This window comes from Aeromonas sp. 55A (assembly GCF_051919665.1).
Lineage (GTDB): Bacteria > Pseudomonadota > Gammaproteobacteria > Enterobacterales > Aeromonadaceae > Aeromonas > Aeromonas veronii.
In genome coordinates this window covers 2,329,203-2,350,000 of the sequence record NZ_JBQBEH010000008.1, presented here as the reverse complement: position 1 = coordinate 2,350,000, position 20,798 = coordinate 2,329,203, and the positions used below count along the sequence as shown (strand labels likewise).

At 56.7% G+C, this 20,798-nt stretch carries 17 protein-coding genes and 1 tRNA gene (1 of these 18 only partly in view); 8 read left to right on the top strand and 10 right to left on the bottom strand.

Annotated elements, in window-relative coordinates; all coding sequences use genetic code 11:
* The 4 genes from ACTG2G_RS14975 to ACTG2G_RS14960 form a co-directional block, all read right to left on the bottom strand.
* Positions 1-1,859: the 5' portion of a putative bifunctional diguanylate cyclase/phosphodiesterase gene (locus ACTG2G_RS14975; RefSeq protein WP_421386735.1), read on the bottom strand. It extends 73 nt beyond the left edge of the window; the window shows 1,859 of its 1,932 coding nt (coding positions 1-1,859); the start codon lies at positions 1,857-1,859; its stop codon lies beyond the left edge, outside the window.
* Positions 1,860-1,882: 23 nt separating this feature from the next.
* Positions 1,883-2,383 (bottom strand): molybdopterin-binding oxidoreductase, encoded by a 501-nt coding sequence (locus ACTG2G_RS14970; RefSeq protein ID WP_005349099.1) that lies wholly within the window; start codon positions 2,381-2,383, stop codon positions 1,883-1,885.
* 102 nt (positions 2,384-2,485) lie between these two features.
* Positions 2,486-4,120 carry a chaperonin GroEL gene (groL, locus tag ACTG2G_RS14965; protein ID WP_005340575.1) on the bottom strand — a complete coding sequence of 545 codons (1,635 nt, stop codon included), beginning with the start codon at positions 4,118-4,120 and terminating at the stop codon, positions 2,486-2,488.
* A gap of 43 nt (positions 4,121-4,163) precedes the next feature.
* Entirely contained in the window at positions 4,164-4,457 is a 294-nt protein-coding gene (locus ACTG2G_RS14960) for a co-chaperone GroES (protein ID WP_005340573.1), read from the bottom strand.
* Between the two features lie 260 nt (positions 4,458-4,717).
* Here ACTG2G_RS14960 and ACTG2G_RS14955 point away from each other — a divergent pair, with 260 nt between their 5' ends.
* A complete protein-coding gene (locus ACTG2G_RS14955) occupies positions 4,718-6,052 on the top strand; it encodes an MATE family efflux transporter (protein ID WP_231720294.1) in 1,335 nt (444 codons plus the stop codon).
* Between the two features lie 47 nt (positions 6,053-6,099).
* Here ACTG2G_RS14955 and ACTG2G_RS14950 read toward each other — a convergent pair whose 3' ends face one another.
* Positions 6,100-6,576 carry an FxsA family protein gene (locus ACTG2G_RS14950; RefSeq protein ID WP_421386733.1) on the bottom strand — a complete coding sequence of 159 codons (477 nt, stop codon included), beginning with the start codon at positions 6,574-6,576 and terminating at the stop codon, positions 6,100-6,102.
* A gap of 442 nt (positions 6,577-7,018) precedes the next feature.
* On the opposite strand from ACTG2G_RS14950, the gene aspA reads away from it, so the two are divergent.
* Together aspA and ACTG2G_RS14940 are read left to right on the top strand one after the other, a co-directional pair.
* Positions 7,019-8,461: an aspartate ammonia-lyase gene (aspA, locus tag ACTG2G_RS14945; RefSeq protein ID WP_021229056.1), complete on the top strand. Its 1,443-nt coding sequence runs from the start codon at positions 7,019-7,021 to the stop codon at positions 8,459-8,461.
* Positions 8,462-8,586: 125 nt separating this feature from the next.
* On the top strand, positions 8,587-9,906 hold the full coding sequence (locus tag ACTG2G_RS14940) for an anaerobic C4-dicarboxylate transporter (protein WP_021229055.1): 1,320 nt from the start codon (positions 8,587-8,589) through the stop codon (positions 9,904-9,906).
* 247 nt (positions 9,907-10,153) lie between these two features.
* Here ACTG2G_RS14940 and tsaD read toward each other — a convergent pair whose 3' ends face one another.
* On the bottom strand, positions 10,154-11,167 hold the full coding sequence (gene tsaD / locus ACTG2G_RS14935) for a tRNA (adenosine(37)-N6)-threonylcarbamoyltransferase complex transferase subunit TsaD (protein ID WP_042052807.1): 1,014 nt from the start codon (positions 11,165-11,167) through the stop codon (positions 10,154-10,156).
* Between the two features lie 179 nt (positions 11,168-11,346).
* Between tsaD and rpsU the strand changes: the two genes are divergently transcribed.
* The 5 genes from rpsU to ACTG2G_RS14910 all read left to right on the top strand — a co-directional run bounded on the left by rpsU (position 11,347) and on the right by ACTG2G_RS14910 (position 16,231).
* A complete protein-coding gene (rpsU, locus tag ACTG2G_RS14930; protein WP_005309452.1) occupies positions 11,347-11,562 on the top strand; it encodes a 30S ribosomal protein S21 in 216 nt (71 codons plus the stop codon).
* 15 nt (positions 11,563-11,577) lie between these two features.
* Positions 11,578-12,021 (top strand): GatB/YqeY domain-containing protein, encoded by a 444-nt coding sequence (locus tag ACTG2G_RS14925; RefSeq protein ID WP_421203845.1) that lies wholly within the window; start codon positions 11,578-11,580, stop codon positions 12,019-12,021.
* A gap of 88 nt (positions 12,022-12,109) precedes the next feature.
* A complete protein-coding gene (gene dnaG / locus ACTG2G_RS14920) occupies positions 12,110-13,888 on the top strand; it encodes a DNA primase (protein WP_421386731.1) in 1,779 nt (592 codons plus the stop codon).
* Between the two features lie 183 nt (positions 13,889-14,071).
* Positions 14,072-15,967, top strand: coding sequence for an RNA polymerase sigma factor RpoD (gene rpoD / locus ACTG2G_RS14915; RefSeq protein ID WP_263718854.1), 1,896 nt, complete (start codon positions 14,072-14,074; stop codon positions 15,965-15,967).
* 187 nt (positions 15,968-16,154) lie between these two features.
* Positions 16,155-16,231, top strand: a tRNA-Ile gene (locus tag ACTG2G_RS14910).
* Positions 16,232-16,395: 164 nt separating this feature from the next.
* Here the strand turns inward: ACTG2G_RS14910 and ACTG2G_RS14905 are convergent.
* The 4 genes from ACTG2G_RS14905 to purH form a co-directional block, all read right to left on the bottom strand.
* Positions 16,396-16,950: a cytochrome b/b6 domain-containing protein gene (locus tag ACTG2G_RS14905; RefSeq protein ID WP_421386730.1), complete on the bottom strand. Its 555-nt coding sequence runs from the start codon at positions 16,948-16,950 to the stop codon at positions 16,396-16,398.
* Positions 16,931-17,305, bottom strand: a complete 375-nt coding sequence (locus ACTG2G_RS14900) for a cytochrome b562 (RefSeq protein WP_005349056.1) — start codon at positions 17,303-17,305, stop codon at positions 16,931-16,933. The genes ACTG2G_RS14905 and ACTG2G_RS14900 overlap by 20 nt, the downstream gene beginning before the upstream one ends.
* A gap of 277 nt (positions 17,306-17,582) precedes the next feature.
* Positions 17,583-18,869 (bottom strand): phosphoribosylamine--glycine ligase, encoded by a 1,287-nt coding sequence (gene purD / locus ACTG2G_RS14895; RefSeq protein ID WP_005341242.1) that lies wholly within the window; start codon positions 18,867-18,869, stop codon positions 17,583-17,585.
* Between the two features lie 114 nt (positions 18,870-18,983).
* Positions 18,984-20,576, bottom strand: a complete 1,593-nt coding sequence (gene purH / locus ACTG2G_RS14890) for a bifunctional phosphoribosylaminoimidazolecarboxamide formyltransferase/IMP cyclohydrolase (RefSeq protein WP_040067541.1) — start codon at positions 20,574-20,576, stop codon at positions 18,984-18,986.
* Positions 20,577-20,798 lie beyond the last annotated feature (222 nt).

The window sequence follows — 20,798 nt, the reverse complement described above, 5'->3', positions numbered from 1 at the left end:
ATTTTCTCCGCCTGCTCCGGTCGGCTGAACAGATATCCCTGTCCATACAAGTGGATATCGGTCAGGGATCGCAGTACATCCAGTTGTGCCTGTGTCTCAATCCCTTCACACACCAGACTCTTGCCCAGCATCGATCCCATCCGGCAAATATTGGCGACCAGTTCGGATGCCTCCATTGAAGTGTCGATGCCCTGTATAAAGGAGCGGTCGATCTTCACCTTGCTGACCGGTAACTTTTGCAGATAACTCAAAGATGAATAACCAGTCCCAAAATCGTCTAATGCCAGCAGTACCCCCTGCTGATTGAGATCCTGCATCAGTTGCAGCGAGTTCTTCACTTCCCGCATGGTGGTATCTTCCGTGACCTCCAAGACCAGGCTACGGGCAGGCAGGTGGTGCTCCATCAATGCCTTGGCCACCAGTTTGAGCAAATTACGCTGGTACATGCCTGGCGAGATATTCACACACATTTGCAGATCAACCATACCAAGCTGGTGCCACTGATAGAGCTGCTCACAAGCGGTGTTCAGCACCCAGCTGCCAACCCGTTCGGCAAGCTGGAACTCCTCAGCCACCATAATCACTTCGTTTGGCGGAATGAAACCGAGCTCAGGATGCCGCCAGCGCAGCAGAGCCTCGACAGCTTCGCAGCGGCCACTCTCGAGATTGACGATGGGTTGGTAATAAAGTTCCAGCGCATTGTGTTCCAGCGCCATGATCATGTCCGACGCCAGATGTTTGCGCCGCGCCGTCTCGTTGAGCAGGGAGTTATCGTAAATCACATAGGGGACATGGGTCTTGCGACTATGAAACAGGGCTTGTTCCGCACGACTCAACAGCTCCTGAGTCTTGTCGCTGTCCATCGGATAGAAGGCAATCCCGATCCCGACTTCAAGCCGGAAGGGATAGTTGTCATAGACGATATCTTGCTTCAGAGCATGCAGCAATCGCGCTACCAGCTCCCTGACCTGACGCAGATCGCTGCTGCCACGCTGAATAATGGCAAATTGATCTCCCCCCAGACGTCCGCTCCACTCCCCCTCTTCACAGAGCACTCTGATCCGGGTGGCAAACTCACAAAGCAGATAATCACCGGTGTCATAGCCAAACTTGCTGTTGATATCCCTGAAGTCGTTGATATCGACCAGCACCAGCCCAAACGGCACCTCCTGTGTGGCGTACAACTCCATCCGCTCCAGCAAAGCAACCCGATTGGACAACCCGGTCAGCGGATCCCGTCTGGCAGCTCTGAAATGGCGACGCCCTTCATATATAAGCAGCATGCTGAGCAGCAGCACTGACATGACCAGACCGGAGACCATCAGCAACAAGGCATTGCGCAACTGCCCAAAATGACGATCGTTCTCGGAATAGACGTTAATGTTCTTCTGCATCACAGAAGCGAGGGAGTAGGAGAGCGGCTCTTGCAGCGGGGCAAGGCGCATCATGATCTGCTGATAGTCAGATGCCCCGCTTTGCAACTTGGTGATGTCGGGCTCTATTTGGCGAATATTGGTTTCAATCAGCTGCACCAGACGCAAGGTTTTCTGCTTGTCCTGCATGCTCTTGCGCAGCTGGCCGCTCAACAGGATGGGCGTTCTACTCCAGAGAATGTCATAACGCAGCATCAGGGTGTCATGATCAATCCCACCATAGTGATAGACCTCTACCGCATTGAGGAAACGACCGAGCTCCAGCTGCAACTGCATCAGCGCCCAGGAGACATCATAGGTGTATTTCTCCATCGCTCTGGTCGCATTCTGAATCTGCATCAGGCAATAGAGGGTGCTCCCGGTAAACGACAGGATGGATACATACAGAATGACGAGCAGTGGCCACGCCCTGGTCTTTCCTTTCACCCCATGCTCCCGTGCTGTTTTTATCAGTGCTGAATGTCTATCAAATCCAACTGCCAAATCATCATGTCGGTATATTCGGATCGCTTCAATTCCGGATATTGATCAAGAGGCAGCATAAACCAGACCGGCCCCTTGTCACGCACCCGCATGACAGCCCCATTGTCTTCCCATGCAAGAATGGGCTCGTATTTGGCAACCTTGTCCCATTCAATGCGGATCTGGAAACTGTTCAGTGCCGTCAACGTAATGGTCTTGCCATCCGCACCGACTGCAGCCAATACATCGGCCAGTTTTGGGCCTCTGTAGGTGTGCGGCTTATCCACCCACGGGTTGCCGGTCACTATCTCATGTTGCGGCAGAGCCTGTAGTTTGGCCAGATCAAACAACACCTTGCCATCAACTTCGTCTGCCGACCTGATGTTGCCACCCACTTTAAGGATCACCGGCCCAGTCAGCGCCTCAGCAGCCATCACCGGCATGATGACCAATGAACACAGTAGTGTCAGCCAACCAAACATTTTCATATCACCCCCAAATTTGCTGTCTCAACAGACTCAGTTTAGCCAGATATAAAAAAACGGCTCGCCTTGAGCGAGCCGTTTGTCAAACAGAGCAAGGGGGGATGATTACATCATGCCCATGCCACCCATGCCGCCCATGTCAGGCATTGCAGGGGTATCTTTCTTCGGCAGTTCGGTGACCATGCACTCGGTGGTGATCATCAGACCGGCGATGGAAGAGGCAAACTGCAGGGCGGAACGGGTTACCTTGGTCGGATCCAAGATGCCCATGGCTAGCATGTCGCCATACTGTTCGCTGTAAGCGTTGTAACCGAAGTTGCCTTCGCCGTTCTTCACTGCATTGGCAATGACGGAGGCTTCCTCACCGGCGTTGATGACGATTTGACGCAGCGGGGCTTCCATGGCGCGCAGGGCAACCTTGATACCGACGTTCTGGTCTTCGTTGTCACCGCGCAGACCAGCCAGTTTGGCTGCAACGCGAACCAGCGCGACACCACCACCGGCAACCACACCTTCTTCAACCGCGGCACGGGTAGCGTGCAGGGCATCTTCCACGCGTGCTTTTTTCTCTTTCATCTCGACTTCGGTGGCTGCGCCAACCTTGATCACGGCAACACCGCCAGCCAGCTTGGCTACGCGCTCTTGCAGCTTCTCACGATCGTAGTCGGAAGAGGTCTCTTCGATCTGCTGACGGATCTGGGCAACACGGCCTTCGATCACACCGGCATCACCCACGCCATCGATGATGGTGGTGTTCTCTTTGGTGATGACGATGCGCTTGGCACGACCCAGATCTTCCAGAGTCGCTTTTTCCAACTCCATGCCAACTTCTTCGGAGATGACAGTACCGCCAGTCAGTACGGCGATATCCTGCAGCATGGCTTTGCGACGGTCACCGAAGCCAGGCGCCTTGACGGCAGCCACTTTCACGATACCACGCATGGTGTTGACCACCAGAGTGGCCAGGGCTTCGCCTTCTACGTCTTCAGCAACAATCAGCAGCGGCTTGCCAGCTTTGGCAACGCCTTCCAACACCGGCAGCATTTCGCGGATGTTGGAGACTTTCTTGTCAACCAGCAGGATGAACGGGTCGTCCAGTTCAACGGAACCGGTCTCTTGCTTGTTGATGAAGTAGGGGGACAGGTAGCCGCGGTCGAACTGCATACCTTCAACAACTGCCAGCTCATCTTCCAGACCCTGACCATCTTCAACGGTGATGACGCCATCGCGACCCACTTTGTCCATGGCTTCGGCAATCAGCTTGCCCACTTTCTCGTCGGAGTTGGCGGAGATGGTGCCCACCTGAGCGATGGCATTGCTGTCGGCGCACGGCTGGGACAGTGCTTGCAGTTCAGCAACAGCAGCCACAACGGCCTTGTCGATACCGCGCTTCAGATCCATCGGGTTCATACCGGCGGCAACGGCTTTCAGACCTTCGTTGACGATAGCCTGAGCCAGAACGGTTGCAGTAGTGGTACCGTCACCGGCGGCATCGTTCGCCTTGGAAGCCACTTCCTTGACCATCTGGGCGCCCATGTTCTGGAACTTGTCTTCCAGCTCGATTTCGCGCGCAACAGAAACACCATCCTTAGTGATGGTCGGGGCGCCGAAGGACTTGTCCAGCACCACGTTGCGGCCTTTCGGGCCCAGAGTCACCTTGACGGCATCAGCCAGGATGTTTACGCCTTCCAGCATCTTGATGCGGGCTTCGTTACCAAACTTAACGTCTTTAGCTGCCATTTTTCTTCAATCCTTAAATCAATTCGGGGAAAAGGAGGATGGATTACTCTTCGACAATCGCCAGGATGTCGGTTTCGGAGAGGATCAGGACGTCCTGACCATCCAGCTTCTCGGTCTTAACACCGTAGCCTTCGTTGAAGATAACCTTGTCACCAACCTTCACGGCCAGCGCTTTGACTTCGCCATTATCCAGGATGCGACCAGTCCCCACGGCAAGCACTTCACCACGGGTGGACTTCTGGGCCGCAGTACCAGTCAAGACGATACCGCCGGCAGATTTGGCTTCAGCTTCGATGCGCTTGATGATGACGCGGTCGTGCAGTGGACGAATTTTCATCGATAACTCTCCCAAAATGAGTCTCATTGTTGCTTTGAGGAATGGCCGTTCCAGGCCAAATTAGATATGTCCCTGATGTGGGGCAGAGTTGCTAACCCTTCAAGGGCAAATACAAAAAAAATTTTTTCACGTACTATAAACATCTTCGATGGTTCAGCCATGTCCGCACTCTGGAGCAAGGTCGGTTCAAGCCGCCCGGTTTCCATGCCAGAACCTTCAAAGCCAGCTGTAGAGACGAGCCCTTGACCCGCACCAACCCCATGCTGACAGCCCCTATTCCGGTCGTACTGCGCCAGATGACGGGCCCCATGATCTTCGGCATCATCGCCATTCTGGCCTTCAATCTGGTCGATACCTTTTTTATCGGTATGCTGGGAACCGAAGCTCTGGCTGCCATCAGTTTTACCTTTCCTGTCACTTTTGTGGTTACCTCGCTGGCGATGGGATTGGGCGCCGGATTGTCAGCGGTGATCGGTCATACCCTGGGGCAGGGCAAACACGATGAGGCGGCCCATCTCGCCACCGACAGCCTGTTTCTGGCGGTGATCATGGTAGCCCTGCTCTCCGCGGGGGGCGCTCTCACCATCAAACCCCTGTTTACCCTGTTGGGGGCCAGTGCCGAGCTTATCTCTCTCATCCATGACTACATGCTGATCTGGTATCTCACCGTCCCCATGCTGGTGCTGCCCATGGTGGGCAATGCCGCCATACGGGCGACCGGCGATACCAAAACCCCCAGTCTGGTGATGGCAGTAGCCGGGTTGGTCAACGGGGTGCTGGATCCTCTGTTGATCTTCGGCATCGGCCCCTTTCCCGAATGGGGGATCCGTGGGGCCGCCATCGCGACTTCTATCTCCTGGTTGATGGCGATGCTGGTCAGCCTCTATATCCTGCGTCATCGGGAGGGCTTGCTGCTGTGGCGCCTCTCGCCTCGGGCTCGGTTGCTGACCCACTGGCGGGCGCTGCTCCATGTCGCCGTCCCCGCCTCTTTTACCAATATGCTCAACCCCCTGGCCAATGCGGTGCTGATGACGATCTTTGCAGGACTGGGTACCGAGGTGGTAGCCGCTTACGGCGCCGCATCGCGGGTTGAGGCGCTGCTGCTGATCGTGATGATGGCGCTCGCCTCCGTACTGGCCCCCTTCATCTCGCAAAACTGTGGCGCCGGCAATCCGGCCCGCGCCAAAGCTGCACTGCAGAGCTGCATGAGTTTTGCGTTGCTTTTCCAGCTCGCCATCTATGGCCTGACCTGGCTACTGGCGCCACTCATCGCCAACCTGTTCAGCGATCATCCACAGGTCATCCGCCTGATTATTCTCTATCTGCATCTAGTGCCGATCGGTTACGGATTTCAGGGCATGGTGATGCTGCTGGCCTCGGCACTCAATGGCGTGCGAGCATCCAGTATCTCGTTTTTGTTCAACGGATTGCGGCTGTTTGGTTTTCTGTTGCCAGGAGCCTGGCTGGGGGCAAAGCTGGGGGGAGAACAGGGGATATATCTGGGAATACTGCTGGCCAATCTGGCGGCGGGCACCCTCGCATGGTGGTATGCCCGACACCGCTTCGAGGCCTTGTGCCATCAGGGGAAACCCTGATTCAGTCACTCGCCTCGGGTTTTCGTCTCGTCGATTACTCTTTACGCTCACTCTTTGCGCTCAAATTCGCCTTCGATGGTGGTGCCGCCCTGCTTGGCGTTCCTCAGATGATCATCGGACGGTACGTCGCCAAATGGCGATTGAGTACGCTGGAAGCCACCCATCTGCATCCGGAACTGGCTGCTGCCGATCAGCTTGTCAGCCAGTTTGTTACGCAGCCAGGGATGCAGCAACAGCACACCGAAAATGTCGGTCACGAAACCCGGGATAATCAGCAGCAGACCGGCCAACGCCAGCATCATGCCTCCCATCACCTCGCGGCCCGGCATCTCGCCCATCTGCATCTTTTGCTGGGCGCTGAACAGGGTCTTGATCCCTTCACTGCGCACCAGCGAGGAGCCCAATACCGCGGTCAGTATGAGCAAGCCGACAGTCGGCAGCGCCCCGATTACCGAGCCGACCTCGATCATCACGGTGAGTTCCAGTACAACCAGACCCACCAACAACAAAAACAACTTGCCCATATCCACTCCAGCACCGGTAAATTGAGAAAAAGTGGCACCCATGCAATGATGGTCAGAGACGATTTTGCCACCCCATCATCACCACTTTCTGCCCTGAATAAATGGGGGCTGCCCCCCTCTTTTCAAGTTGGTCAACTGACTCCTACGTCATCAGCAATCTAAAAAATCAGCAAAAAGTCACAAAAACTTATAAAAATCATCATGATAAAAACTTCATAACATATGTGTGCTTTCCTCAAAGTAATTTGAAAATGTCGCAAATTTAGTGATCCACCTCTAATAACCGATACCTCAATTGGAGTAGTATATTGATTAGTTTTTCGGGAGGTCATTCTCCCAACCGCCCCACTCGATGTGTGGTGCTTCAGGATGAGCTGTGCGCAAGGAACTCGCGACCACTCGGTGAGGATTTTTCCATTTATCTGATTTCTGAGGCATTACAATGAGCGACATCAAGAACGTCCGCATTGAAGAAGACCTGCTGGGCACCAAAGAAGTTTCCAATGATCTCTACTACGGTGTGCACACCCTGCGCGCTGTCGAGAACTTCAAGATCAGCTCTCAGAAGATTTCTGACGTTCCGGAATTCGTCCGCGGTATGGTGCTGACCAAAAAGGCCGCTGCGCTGGCAAACGGTGAATTGGGTACCATCCGTCCTGAAATTGCTGACAAGATCGTAGAAGCCTGCGACCTGATGCTGAACACCGGCAAATGCTTCGACCAGTTCCCGGTCGACGTTTACCAGGGTGGTGCCGGCACCTCCGTCAACATGAACACCAACGAAGTACTGGCCAACATCGCCCTGGAAATCATGGGTCTGGAGAAAGGCCGTTACGACGTCGTCAACCCGAACGACCACGTCAACAAGTGCCAGTCCACCAACGATGCCTACCCCACCGGCTTCCGCGTTGCTGTGGTCAACAGCACTGACGTAACCCTGCATGCGCTGGAGCACCTGATCGCGGCATTCGATGCCAAAGCGAAAGAGTTCAAAAACATCCTGAAGATGGGCCGTACCCAGCTGCAAGATGCGGTTCCGATGACCCTGGGTCAGGAGTTCCACGCATTCGCCGTGACCCTGCGTGAAGAGATCAAGTCCATCAAGCGTTGCCAGGAGCTGCTGCTGGAAGTGAACCTGGGCGCTACCGCCATCGGTACCGGTCTGAACACTCCGCCCGAGTACTCTGCACTGGCTATCAAGCGTCTGGCCGAGATCACCGGTCGTGCCTATGTGCCGGCAGAAGATCTGATCGAAGCGACCTCCGACTGCGGCGCCTACGTCATGCTGCACGGCGCCATCAAGCGTCTGGCCATGAAGCTGTCCAAGATCTGTAACGACCTGCGTCTGCTCTCCTCCGGCCCGCGCACTGCACTGAAAGAGATCAACCTGCCAGAAATGCAGGCGGGTTCCTCCATCATGCCAGCCAAGGTCAACCCGGTTATCCCGGAAGTGGTCAACCAATCCTGCTTCAAGGTATTCGGTAACGACATCACCATCACCTTCGCCGCCGAAGCCGGTCAGCTGCAGCTGAACGTCATGGAGCCGGTGATTGGTCAGGCGATGTTCGAATCACTGAGTCTGATGGAAAAAGCCTGTATTTCCCTGCGCGAGAAGTGCGTGGAAGGTATCACCGCCAACCCGGAAATCTGCATGAATCACGTGCTGAACTCCATCGGTATCGTGACCTACCTGAACCCCTTCATCGGCCACCACGAAGGGGATATCGTCGGCAAGATCTGTGCCCAGACCGGCAAGAACGTCCGTGAAGTCGTTCTTGAGCGCGGTCTGCTGAGCGCCGAGCAGCTGGACGAAATTCTCTCCATCGAGAACCTGATGAACCCGCAATACAAAGCCAAGCGTTTCACCCGCGAAGCTGCCGTATAAGCGAGTGTGGGCCGGGATCTTCCCGGCCCATAAAGTCAGTTCCCGATTGGTCTTTATCCCCAGCCCGATCGGGAATTGGCTTTTTGCCAAATAAAAACCAAAAACTAAAAAATGGAGTTATCGCTATGATTGGAATCGAGTTACTTGTCGTGCTCGCCGCTATCTATCTGGGGGCCCGGATAGGCAGCATCGGCATCGGCTTTGCCGGTGGTCTGGGGGTACTGGTATTGACGTGGGGTCTGGGCATGCCCATCCCGAGCGATCAACTGGTCAGCTACATCCCTTGGGATGTGATCATGATCATCGCGTCCGTCATCTGCGCCATCGCCTGTATGCAACTGGCTGGCGGGATGGACTATCTGGTCTTCCTGGCAGAAAAAGCGCTGCGCAAGAACCCCAAATACATTACCTTCGCCGCCCCGGTGGTCACCTACCTGATGACCATGCTGGCCGGTACCGGTCATACCGCCTTCTCCACCCTGCCGGTGATCGCTGAAGTGGCCAAAGAGCAAGGGATCCGCCCATCCCGTCCGCTCTCCATCGCGGTTGTCGCCTCCCAGATCGCCATCACAGCTTCCCCGATCTCTGCCGCTGTGGTTGCCTTCTCCGGCATGCTCGAGCCGTTTGGTGTTGACTACCTGACCCTGCTGGCTATCTGTATCCCCTCTACCTTCCTGGCCTGTATTCTCGGCGCCTTCATCGCCAACATGATGGGCAAGCCGCTGGAGCAGGACGAAGTCTATCTGGAGCGCAAAGCCAAGGGCCTGATCAAACTGCGTGGTACTACCAAGCTCGAGATCAAACCGTACGCCAAGCTGTCGGTCTGGATCTTCATCGCTGCCATCGTTGCTGTCATGGCTTATGCCACTGCCATCTCCGGTAAAGTTGGCCTGATCACCAACCCGCCGATCCCCCGTGACGGTGCCATCATGGGTATCATGCTGGCCGCGGCCACCATCATGACTCTGGTGTGCAAACTGGACGCCACCCAGGTCACCAACATGCCGACCTTCAAGTCCGGCATGTCCGCCTGTATCTGCGTACTAGGTGTCGCCTGGCTGGGTAACGTCTTCGTAAAAGGCAACATGGACACCATCCAGCTGATCGCTGGCGACCTGCTGAACCAGTACTCCTGGCTGCTGGCCGTGGTGCTGTTCTTTGCCGCCATGCTGCTCTACTCACAGGGTGCAACCACCAAAGCCCTGATGCCTGCCGCACTGGCACTGGGTGTCAGCCCGCTGACTGCGATTGCCTCCTTCGCAGCTGTGAGCGCCCTGTTCGTACTGCCGACATACCCGACCCTGCTGGCAGCGGTAGAGATGGACGACACCGGCTCCACCCGTATTGGCAAAGCGGTGTTCAACCACCCCTTCTTCGTACCGGGTACCGCCACCATCGCCATCGCCGTGGCGCTGGGCTTCTTCTTCGGCGGCATCCTGCTGTAATCGCATCGTCTGCCGATTACCAAACAAAAATCCCCGCCAGCTGGCGGGGATTTTTTTATCTCTTTACTCTACTCTGTGCTCTGTTGTCTGCCAGCAAGAGAGCTGACCTCTTATCCGATTGGCTCAACCACGGCGACAGCAGACACCACAACAGCGTGCCAGCGGCGCTATAACCACCGCTGCCGGATTGCCGGAGCAGTAGACCACATGGTACTCACCACCACGCCAGAAGGCGGGATCCGTCGGATCAGACCGGATCCAGGGTATCCAGCGGCCAGCGCGGCACGGCTTTGACCGCCAGCGGCTCGAACACGCCCGCTTTCAGACGCTGCATACCGGCATAGGCGATCATGGCGCCATTATCGGTGCAATATTCGGTGCGTGGATAGAACACCTCACCCTTGAGACTCTCCATGAGCTCGGCCAGTTGGGCACGCAGGTGACGGTTGGCACTGACACCACCGGCCACCACCAGGCGCGTGAGGCCGGTCTCTTTCAAGGCGCGACGGCACTTGATGGCCAGGGTATCGACCACAGCATCTTCAAACGCACGGGCGATATCGGCACGGGTCTGCTCATCATCACCATTGGCGGCGATAGTGTTGGCGGTGAAGGTCTTCAGGCCGGAGAAGCTCATGTCGAGCCCGGGACGATCTGTCATGGGACGGGGGAAGTGGAAGCGCCCGGTGGTGCCCTTCTCGGCCAGACGGGAAAGCAACGGGCCACCCGGATAGTCCAGCCCCATCAGCTTGGCGGTCTTGTCGAACGCTTCGCCAGCGGCATCATCGATGGATTCGCCCAACAGCTGATAACTGCCGATGCCATCAACCCGCACCAGCATGGAGTGACCACCGGAGACCAGCAGCGCCACGAAGGGGAACTCGGGGGCCTTTTCTTCCAGCATGGGAGCCAGCAGATGGCCTTCCATATGATGGACGGCGATAGCCGGCTTGTTCCACGCCATCGCCAGCGAACGGCCGATGGTGGCCCCCACCAGAATGGCGCCAACCAGACCCGGACCCGCGGTATACGCGATGCCGTCGATGTCATCTTTGCCCAGTCCCGCCTCTTGCAATGCGGCCTGGATCAACGGGATCGTCTTGCGAACATGATCCCGACTGGCGAGCTCGGGGACAACGCCACCGTAGTCCGCATGCAGCTTGACCTGGCTGTATAACTGATGGGAAAGGATCCCTTTTTGATCGTCGAAGATCGCGATCCCGGTTTCGTCACAGGATGTCTCTATGCCCAATACACGCATTGCTAAAAAATTTCACTGCTAAAATGAGACGGCTATGGTAACCTTCGCGGGTTTTTTAAACCAGAGCGATCTCTGCGGGTTTACTTTCATTCCCTGTCCAGAGTATAATTTCGCACCATTTTAAGACATGCTGATCGATTGAAGGTCAGCTAACAATTTATCACTGAGGTGAAAGGCACATGCCAGTAATCAAAGTCCGTGAAAATGAGCCGTTTGACGTTGCTCTGCGTCGTTTCAAGCGTTCTTGCGAAAAAGCCGGTATCCTGTCCGAAGTTCGTAGCCGTGAGTTCTACGAGAAGCCGACTACCATTCGTAAGCGCGCCAAAGCGTCTGCTGTCAAGCGTCACGCCAAGAAGCTGTCTCGCGAAAACGCACGTCGTATCCGCCTGTACTAATCGGGAGATATTGCCGTGTCTCTGAAGGATCAACTCAAGGATCAGCAAAAGCTCGCCATGCTTGCCAAAGATAAGGCACGTCTGGGAGCGATCCGCTTGTTGATGGCAGAAATCAAGCAACGTGAAGTCGATACCCGTATCGAGCTGAATGATGAGGATATCCTCGCTGTCGTGACCAAAATGGTCAAACAGCGCCGCGATTCCATCAGCCAATTTGAAGCTGCCGGTCGCCAGGATCTCGCCGACAAAGAGTCCGCCGAGATCGTTGTGTTGCAGGAATTCCTGCCGCAACAGCTGACCGCAGATGAAGTTGCCGCCCTGATCGAGCAAGCCATCACTGAAAGTGGTGCTGCCGTCATGGCTGATATGGGCAAGGTCATGGCTGTCTTGAAGCCGAAAATTCAGGGGCGTGCCGATGTCGGCGCCGTCAGTGCTCAGGTGAAAACCCGCTTGGCGTAACAGGCAACTCTCTTGTTTGGTCGAAGAAGCCGTGCTTCCCTTGGAATGCGCGGCTTTTTTATTTTCTCCGCAATGAAACAGGACGGTTATGGCAGGCAGGATCCCCCAATCCTTTATCGACGATCTGCTCGTACGCACAGACATAGTCGAGCTGATCGACTCGCGAGTGCGGCTGAAAAAAGCCGGTAAGAACTACCAGGCTTGCTGCCCTTTTCATAACGAAAAAAGCCCCTCTTTTACCGTCAGCCAGGAGAAGCAGTTCTACCACTGTTTCGGTTGTGGCGCCCACGGCAACGCCATCGGCTTTGTCATGGAGTACGACGGTCTCGAATTTCCCGATGCCATCGAAGAGCTCGCCAGCATGCAGGGCATGCAGGTGCCTCGCGAGCAGAGTATCGGCAACTCGGCCAATAGCCAGCCCGCTGTCAGCAAGGATCTGTTCGAACTGATGAACCAGATCGCCCGCTTCTACGAGAGCAATCTCAAGAGTGCTCCCCATGCGGTGGAGTATCTCAAAGGCCGCGGTCTGACCGGTGAAGTGGTCAAACGCTTCAATATCGGCTACGCCCCCAGCGACTGGGATCAGGTGCGCCGCCGCTTCGGTGCCAGCCGGGATCACGAGCAGTTGCTTATCTCGGGCGGCATGCTGATCACTCGTGAAAATGGTGGGGGCAGCTACGATCGCTTTCGTGATCGCATCATGTTTCCGATCCGCGACAAGCGTGGCCGGGTCATCGGCTTCGGTGGCCGAGTACTGGGTGATGGCACCCCCAAGTACCTGAACTCGCCGGAGACCCCCATCTTCCATAAAGGGCGGGAGCTGTTCGGTCTCTACGAGGTGAAGCAGGCACACAAGGATCCACGCCGGATCCTGGTGGTGGAAGGCTACATGGATGTGGTGGCACTCGGTCAGTACGACATCGACTATGCGGTGGCGGCGCTGGGTACTGCAACAACCAGCGACCATATCCACACCCTGTTTCGCACCACCGCCGAGGTGGTCTGCTGCTACGACGGCGACAACGCCGGTCGTGAAGCCGCCTGGCGCGCGCTGGATAATGCCCTCCCTCATCTGCAGGATGGCCGCGAGCTGAAGTTCGTGTTTCTGCCCGATGGCGAGGATCCCGACTCGCTGGTACGCAAGATTGGCAAGGAGGGCTTCGAAGCTCTGCTCGATGAAGCCCAGCCGTTCGCCGACTTCATGTTCCAGCGCCTAAGGCGGGACGCAATACTACTAGGTGAAGCAGGCAAGCATGAGATAGCTCATGAGGCTGCTGAACTCATCCGCCGCGTACCGGAAGGCTTTACCCGCGAAGGGTTGATCACCCGCCTCTCCAGCATGATGCGCTGGGGCGAGAACAAGCAGCGCATCGCCGAGCTCTTTGCCCGCAACAGTCAGCCCAAGGCCGAGGTCAACAAACCAAAAGCGATCAAGTTGACTCCACTGCGGCGGGCGCTGGCGCTGATGGTGCAATATCCGGCGGTAGCAGCCAAACTGCCCTCCATGCCGGAATTGGCCGGACTGCGCGTACAGGGCATCAAGTTCCTGCTGCAACTGCACCAGCAGATCCTGGCACAGCCCGGTATTACCACAGGTATCCTGCTGGAACATTGGCGCGGTACCAAGGAGGGAGAGATCCTCGCACAACTGGCAATGTATTACCCATTTGAAGAGATCAATCCGGATCAAGCTCCGGACATTCAGAGGGAACTGGAAGACACTTTCTTTGGCTTTACCAGTCAGGTTTTGAATCAGCGTATAGAAGAGTTACAAAACAAGGAAAGACCAAGCCAAGCGGAGATGCAGGAGTTAATGATGCTACTCAGGGAGATGAAGACTGAGAAAAGAAATGAGTGTGGGGCTTGATATTTGAGTGAATAGTCCCAATATGAATAACGTTGCCCGAATCGACGGGATGAAAAGCAAAATTTTTATAACCGCCTGGCCCCGACAATACTGCGGGCAGGGGTTTCTCATGACCGACGCCGCAACCAGGCATAGCATGTCTGGCGGTTTTCTATTAGAATTGGCTATTTGCGCAGCAGCGCACTGTACGCGCAACCTAGCAACACCAACCGGATGAGTTCTATGGAGCAAACCCCGCAGTCTCAGCTTAAACTCCTCGTTGCCAAAGGTAAAGAACAGGGCTACCTGACCTATGCCGAGGTGAACGATCACCTCCCGCAAGACATTGTCGATTCAGACCAGATCGAAGACATCATTCAGATGATCAACGATATGGGCATTCAAGTGGTTGAAAACGCTCCGGATGCCGATGACCTTATCATGGCTGAAGGTGGTACCGCCGATGAGGACGCTGCCGAAGCAGCGGCCCAGGCTCTGGCATCTGTTGAATCTGAGATTGGTCGCACGACCGATCCCGTCCGCATGTACATGCGGGAAATGGGTACCGTCGAACTGCTGACCCGTGAAGGCGAAATCGACATCGCCAAGCGGATCGAAGACGGTATCAACCAGGTACAAAGCTCCGTAGCCGAGTACCCTGAAGCAATTACTTACCTGCTCGAACAGTACGACAAGTACGAAGCCGAGCAGCTGCGTCTCTCTGACATTATCTCTGGCTTTATTGACCCGAACGAAACTGAAGATATGGCGCCTACCGCCACGCATATCGGTTCCGAGCTCGGCGAAGACGATCTGGCCGACGAAGATGAAGAAGACGAAGAAGACGAAGACGAAGATGGCGACAGCTCTGACGACGACGGTGACGGTGGTCCGGATCCGGAAGTCGCTCGCGAGAAGTTTGGTGAACTGCGTGCCCAGTATGAAGTGACCCGCCTATCCATTCAGAAGAATGGTCGCGCGCACGAAGATACCCAGGCCGCCATCGCCCAGCTGGCCGATGTATTCCGTCAATTCCGCCTGATGCCCAAGCAGTTCGATCGCCTGGTCAACAACATGCGTGAAATGATGGAGCGCGTCCGCGTGCAGGAACGCATCATCATGAAGCTCTGCGTTGAGCAGGCCAAGATGCCGAAGAAAACCTTCGTCGCGGCCTTCACCAACAACGAGTGTGAAACTGCCTGGTTCGAATACCAGAAGCAGGCTGGCAAAGCCTGGTCTCCCCGTCTGGTTGAAATGGACGAGGATATTCAGCGCGCCATCGGCAAGCTGCAGCAGATTGAAGAAGAAACCGGTCTGTCGATTGCCCAGATCAAGGATATCAACCGCCGCATGAGCATCGGTGAGGCCAAAGCCCGCCGTGCGAAGAAAGAGATGGTTGAGGCCAACTTGCGTCTGGTTATCTCTATCGCCAAGAAGTACACCAACCGTGGTCTGCAGTTCCTGGATCTGATCCAGGAAGGCAACATCGGTCTGATGAAGGCGGTAGACAAGTTTGAATACCGTCGTGGCTACAAGTTCTCGACCTATGCTACCTGGTGGATCCGTCAGGCCATTACCCGCTCCATCGCGGATCAGGCCCGTACCATCCGTATCCCGGTACATATGATCGAGACCATCAACAAGCTCAACCGTATCTCCCGTCAGATGCTGCAGGAGATGGGTCGCGAACCGAACCCGGAAGAGCTGGCCATGCGCATGGGCATGCCGGAAGACAAGATCCGCAAGGTACTGAAAATCGCCAAAGAGCCTATCTCCATGGAGACGCCCATCGGTGATGATGAAGATTCCCATTTGGGCGACTTTATCGAAGATACCACCCTGGCTCTGCCAGCGGATGCGGCGACCAGCGAAAGCCTGCGCAACGCCACCCGCGAAGTGCTGGCTGGCCTGACCGCCCGCGAAGCCAAGGTACTGCGGATGCGTTTCGGTATCGACATGAACACTGACCACACCCTCGAGGAAGTGGGCAAGCAGTTCGACGTTACCCGTGAGCGTATTCGTCAGATCGAAGCCAAGGCACTGCGCAAACTGCGCCACCCGAGCCGCTCGGAAGTGCTGCGCAGCTTCCTGGACGAATAGTCCTGACCCTGTGTCAAATTGCTCTGCCAAAGCCCCGCCATGCGGGGCTTTGTTTTGTCTGGCATTTACCCTTGCGACCCTCTTTGCGCCCTCAATCAAGCTGGACAATTAGTCGCCAAGTGGTTGATATGCCTATAGACTGCCCTTTCCTCTTCCCCTATAATCCACGCCGCTAAACGCACAATTTGGCCCCTTAGCTCAGTTGGTCAGAGCAGTCGACTCATAATCGATTGGTCGTGGGTTCAAGTCCCCCAGGGGCCACCAAATTGAAAAAGGCCGCTCATGATGAGCGGCCTTTTTGCATCTGTGGATCGAGCAATGTCCCGTGATGAGCTCGAGGAGGCCATAGAAAAGACCCGCCACGGGCGGGTCTGGGCAGGGTCCGGATCAGGCGCCTCACTCAGAGACAAGGAGCCTAATGCTGAGCCTCAGGTTTGCTCGTTGCTGCCACTCTGGATGGACGAGCGACGCCCGGCGGGTAGCATCCGGGTAACCAGATTGCTGCGCTGACGCCAGGAGGTGAAGACAATCGCCAGCAGGTGCAGACCTATCAGCCCCTGTAGCGCCACCACGCACCACTCATGCCACTCGTCAGCCCCCAGTTCAAATCCCGTCTCGGTATTTTGCAACCAGCCGCTGCCAGCGGTGGCCAGCACAACCAGCCAGAGCGCCCACACGGCCAGCTTGCCGCTACCGTGATGACCCGGTGCCGGAGGCTGCCGCTCACGCATCTCGCGCGCCTGCTGGCGAAAATCCTCACCATTGGGGATGAGGGCACCAAGGCGGGCGTAGCCACGGGCAAAAGTGAGCCCCCAGAGCAGACGCAAGGAGACCAGCCCAATGGCGCCGTAACCCAGCCACTCGTGCCACTCCTCGCCCGCTTCGTTAACCCAGAGATTGCCGATGCAGACCGCCGCCAAGCCCCAATGGGTCAGGCGAACCAGCGGATCCCAGCGAAAGGGCTCACCCTTTTTGCTTGGCATATTTGTGGTACTCCTTCTTCAGGTCGTTGACCTTGGCCAGATGTTCGCGCGCCTTGGCCTCATCACCCGCCTTGAGTGCGGCCAGGCTGGCGTCCAGCTCGGTCTGTACCTCGTTCATCCCTTCAAGGAATTTCTCTTTCTTGGCAGCCGGCATGTTCTTCTGCTTGGCCACATCCAGCTGGGCCTTCATCTCGTTGATGTGCTTCTCCATGGTGGCTGCATCATCAGCCTTGACGGCCTGCTTGTAGTTGAAGCCAATCTTCTTCATCGGCTGTTCCAGATCACCCGCCACGGCAGGCAGGGTCATCAGGCCAAACATCAGGGGCAGCAGCAGGGGGCGGACGGTTTTCAACATGGGATTTCCTTATATAACGACATGCTCGAATTGTTAGGGGTACTTATGAATCCAAACAAGAATTCATCACCAGCATGATGCCATGACTCATGGTGAAACGTTTGTGAAAAATGCTGTTTTTTGTGGCAAATAGTGACAGATATGCCGCGCTTGTTTGCGCTTGGTAACTGATTGAACGCAGGTGACGCGCAGCATGAGGATGGTTGAAAGCGGTAAACAGGGACAAAAAACCCCGCCGTAGCGGGGTCTGAATCAGCTGGCCAATGGCTTGCGTCAGTTACTCCTGTTCGCGAGCAATGGCGCGCCAGCCGATATCCTTGCGGTAGAAGACGCCATCCCACTTGATGCGGCCAGCGAGCTGATAGGCACGCTGCTGGGCTTCTGCCACAGTGTGGCCGAGGGCGGTGGCGCACAACACGCGGCCGCCAGCGGTCAGGCTGGTATCGCCCTCCAGACGGGTACCGGCATGGAACACCTTCTCACCCGCCACTTCATCCACCGGCAAGCCGCTGATGGGGTGGTTGGTGCTGTAATCGCCGGGATAGCCTCCCGCCGCCAACACCACGCCGATGGCGGCGCGGGGATCATAGATGGCCTCTTTCTGATCCAGCTTGCCTGCGCAAGCGGCCAGGCAGAGCTCCACCAGATCGGATTGCATCCGCAGCATGATGGGCTGGGTCTCGGGATCGCCGAAACGGCAGTTGAACTCGATCACCTTGGGATTGCCTGCACCGTCGATCATCAGACCGGCGTAGAGGAAACCGGTGTAGACGTTGCCTTCGGCCGCCATGCCGCGCACAGTCGGCATGATCACCTGCTCCATCACGCGTCGATGTACCTCGGCGGTCACTACAGGCGCCGGGGAGTAAGCCCCCATACCGCCGGTGTTGAGGCCGGTATCACCGTCGCCAACTCGCTTGTGATCCTGACTGGTGGCCATCGGCAGCACGTGCTCGCCATCGACCATGACGATGAAGCTCGCCTCTTCACCCTCCAGAAACTCCTCAATCACCACCCGGGAGCCCGCTTCGCCAAAGGCGTTGCCGGAGAGCATGTCGCGCACCGCGTCTTCCGCTTCCTGCAAGGTCATGGCGACAATCACCCCCTTGCCCGCCGCCAGACCATCGGCCTTGATGACGATGGGGGCGCCCTTCTCGCGCAGATAAGCGAGTGCAGGCTCCACTTCGGTGAAGTTCTGGTACTCGGCAGTCGGGATGGCGTGACGGGCCAGGAAATCCTTGGTGAAAGCCTTGGAGCCTTCCAGCTGGGCTGCGGCAGCCGTCGGGCCAAAGATCGGCTGACCGGCGGCGCGGAAGGCATCCACCACCCCTTTCACCAGCGGCGCTTCCGGCCCGACGATGGTGAGGCCGACCTGCTTCTCTTTGGCAAAGGCCAGCAGCCCTTCGATATCGGTCGCCTCGATGGCAACGTTCTCGACACCCGGCTCAAGCTGGGTGCCCGCATTGCCCGGCGCCACAAAAACGTGACGTACCAGTGGGGAGTGTTTGGCCTTCCAGGCCAGAGCGTGTTCGCGGCCACCGTTGCCAATGATCAGTACTTTCATCGTATCGCTCGCTTCTATTTGTGGTCACCGGACGGCCACCAGGGCCGTCAGTCAGTGGAAATAGTCAGTTGAAAAGAGACAACAAAAGGGCCGCCATCGGCAGCCCCTGACCCATCAATGACGGAAATGGCGCATGTTGGTGAACACCATGCACATACCGTGTTCGTCGGCGGCATCGATCACCTCCTGATCGCGCATCGAGCCACCCGGCTGGATCACGCAAGAGATACCGGCCTGCGCGGCAGCATCGATACCGTCGCGGAACGGGAAGAAGGCATCGGAAGCCATCACGGAGCCCGCCACGGTCAGCCCTTCGTCCGCCGCCTTGATACCGGCGATTTTGGCCGAATAAACACGGCTCATCTGGCCTGCGCCGACGCCGATGGTCTGGCCATCTTTGGCGTAGACGATGGCGTTGGATTTGACGAACTTGGCCACTTTCCAACAGAACAGCAGATCCTGCAGCTCAGCCTCGGTCGGCTGACGCTTGCTGACCACTGTCAGGTCGCCCAAAGTCACCATGCCGAGATCCCGCTCCTGTACCAGCAGGCCGCCGTTGACGCGCTTGAGGTCAAAGCCTTGCGCCGGTGCCGTCCACTGACCGCATTCGAGCAGACGCACGTTCTGCTTGGCGGCGACCGCATCGCGGGCCTCCTGGCTGACGGTCGGGGCGATGATCACTTCGACAAACTGGCGGGCAACGATGGCAGCAGCAGTGGCGCCATCCAGCTCGCGGTTGAAGGCGATGATGCCGCCAAAGGCGGAGGTGGGGTCGGTCTGGTAGGCGCGATCGTAGGCACTCAGCAGGTCGCTACCGATGGCCACACCGCAGGGGTTGGCATGCTTGACGATGACGCAGGCCGGCTCGTCGAACTCCTTAACACACTCCAGCGCAGCATCGGTATCGGCGATGTTGTTGTAGGAGAGCGCCTTGCCCTGCAGCTGGATAGCGCTGGAGACAGAACCCGGAGCGGCATGCTCTTCGGCGTAGAAGGCGGCAGCCTGATGGCTGTTTTCGCCGTAACGCATGTCCTGCTTCTTGATGAACTGGCTGTTGAAGGTGCGCGGGAAGCGGGACTCCTCGTCACCCTCCTTGTTGTCACCGTAAGAAGGAACCATGGTGCCGAAGTAGTTGGCGATCATACCGTCGTAGGCAGCAGTGTGCTCGAAGGCGGCGATGGCCAGATCGAAACGGGTCGCCAGTTTCAGGCTGTTGCCGTTGGCATCCATTTCGCGAATAACCCGATCATAGTCGGCAGCTTTGACGACAATAGCGACATCTTTATGGTTTTTGGCGGCAGAGCGCACCATGGTCGGGCCGCCGATGTCGATGTTCTCGACCGCATCCGCCAGGGTGCAGCCCGCTTTGGCCACGGTGGCGGCGAAGGGGTAAAGGTTGACGACAACCATGTCGATGGGGGAGATAGCGTGCTGGGCCATGATGGCGTCATCCTGATCCCGACGGCCGAGGATGCCGCCATGAACCTTGGGATGCAGGGTCTTGACCCGGCCATCCATCATTTCAGGGAAACCCGTGTAGTCGGAGACCTCGGTCACCGGCAGACCCGCCTCGCCAAGCAGCTTGGCGGTACCGCCCGTGGAGAGCAGGGCAACACCACGCTCGTTGAGTGCCTTGGCAAATTCCAGAATGCCAGTTTTGTCAGACACACTCAGCAGTGCACGGCGAATGGGTCGAGCTTGTTCCATCACACTATCGTCCTCAACATAACGGGGACCGTTCCATGGGAGGCGAGGCTCAACACAGAGAGTCCCCAAATAAATGGAAGTGGGGGATTTCGCAAACCACTCTCGCCCCGACATCCGGCAAAAGCGTTTTAAGAAATGCCCGCTTGGTGCGGCGCTCTGTTATGGGCGCGTATTCTACACAAAAAATGTGACCTGTGGTGGATTTTTTGAAACAGCAAAGCC

Bases quoted from the DNA above. Each gene is read 5' to 3' on its own strand.
- ACTG2G_RS14900 (WP_005349056.1), bottom strand. From the start codon at position 17,305: ATGTTGAAAACCGTCCGCCCCCTGCTGCTGCCCCTGATGTTTGGCCTG.
- ACTG2G_RS14955 (WP_231720294.1), top strand. From the start codon at position 4,718: ATGCTGACAGCCCCTATTCCGGTCGTACTGCGCCAGATGACGGGCCCC.
- ACTG2G_RS14950 (WP_421386733.1), bottom strand. From the start codon at position 6,576: ATGGGCAAGTTGTTTTTGTTGTTGGTGGGTCTGGTTGTACTGGAACTC.
- groL (WP_005340575.1), bottom strand. From the start codon at position 4,120: ATGGCAGCTAAAGACGTTAAGTTTGGTAACGAAGCCCGCATCAAGATG.
- ACTG2G_RS14960 (WP_005340573.1), bottom strand. From the start codon at position 4,457: ATGAAAATTCGTCCACTGCACGACCGCGTCATCATCAAGCGCATCGAA.
- ACTG2G_RS14970 (WP_005349099.1), bottom strand. From the start codon at position 2,383: ATGAAAATGTTTGGTTGGCTGACACTACTGTGTTCATTGGTCATCATG.
- dnaG (WP_421386731.1), top strand. From the start codon at position 12,110: ATGGCAGGCAGGATCCCCCAATCCTTTATCGACGATCTGCTCGTACGC.
- purH (WP_040067541.1), bottom strand. From the start codon at position 20,576: ATGGAACAAGCTCGACCCATTCGCCGTGCACTGCTGAGTGTGTCTGAC.
- aspA (WP_021229056.1), top strand. From the start codon at position 7,019: ATGAGCGACATCAAGAACGTCCGCATTGAAGAAGACCTGCTGGGCACC.
- ACTG2G_RS14905 (WP_421386730.1), bottom strand. From the start codon at position 16,950: ATGCCAAGCAAAAAGGGTGAGCCCTTTCGCTGGGATCCGCTGGTTCGC.
- ACTG2G_RS14940 (WP_021229055.1), top strand. From the start codon at position 8,587: ATGATTGGAATCGAGTTACTTGTCGTGCTCGCCGCTATCTATCTGGGG.
- tsaD (WP_042052807.1), bottom strand. From the start codon at position 11,167: ATGCGTGTATTGGGCATAGAGACATCCTGTGACGAAACCGGGATCGCG.
- rpsU (WP_005309452.1), top strand. From the start codon at position 11,347: ATGCCAGTAATCAAAGTCCGTGAAAATGAGCCGTTTGACGTTGCTCTG.
- purD (WP_005341242.1), bottom strand. From the start codon at position 18,869: ATGAAAGTACTGATCATTGGCAACGGTGGCCGCGAACACGCTCTGGCC.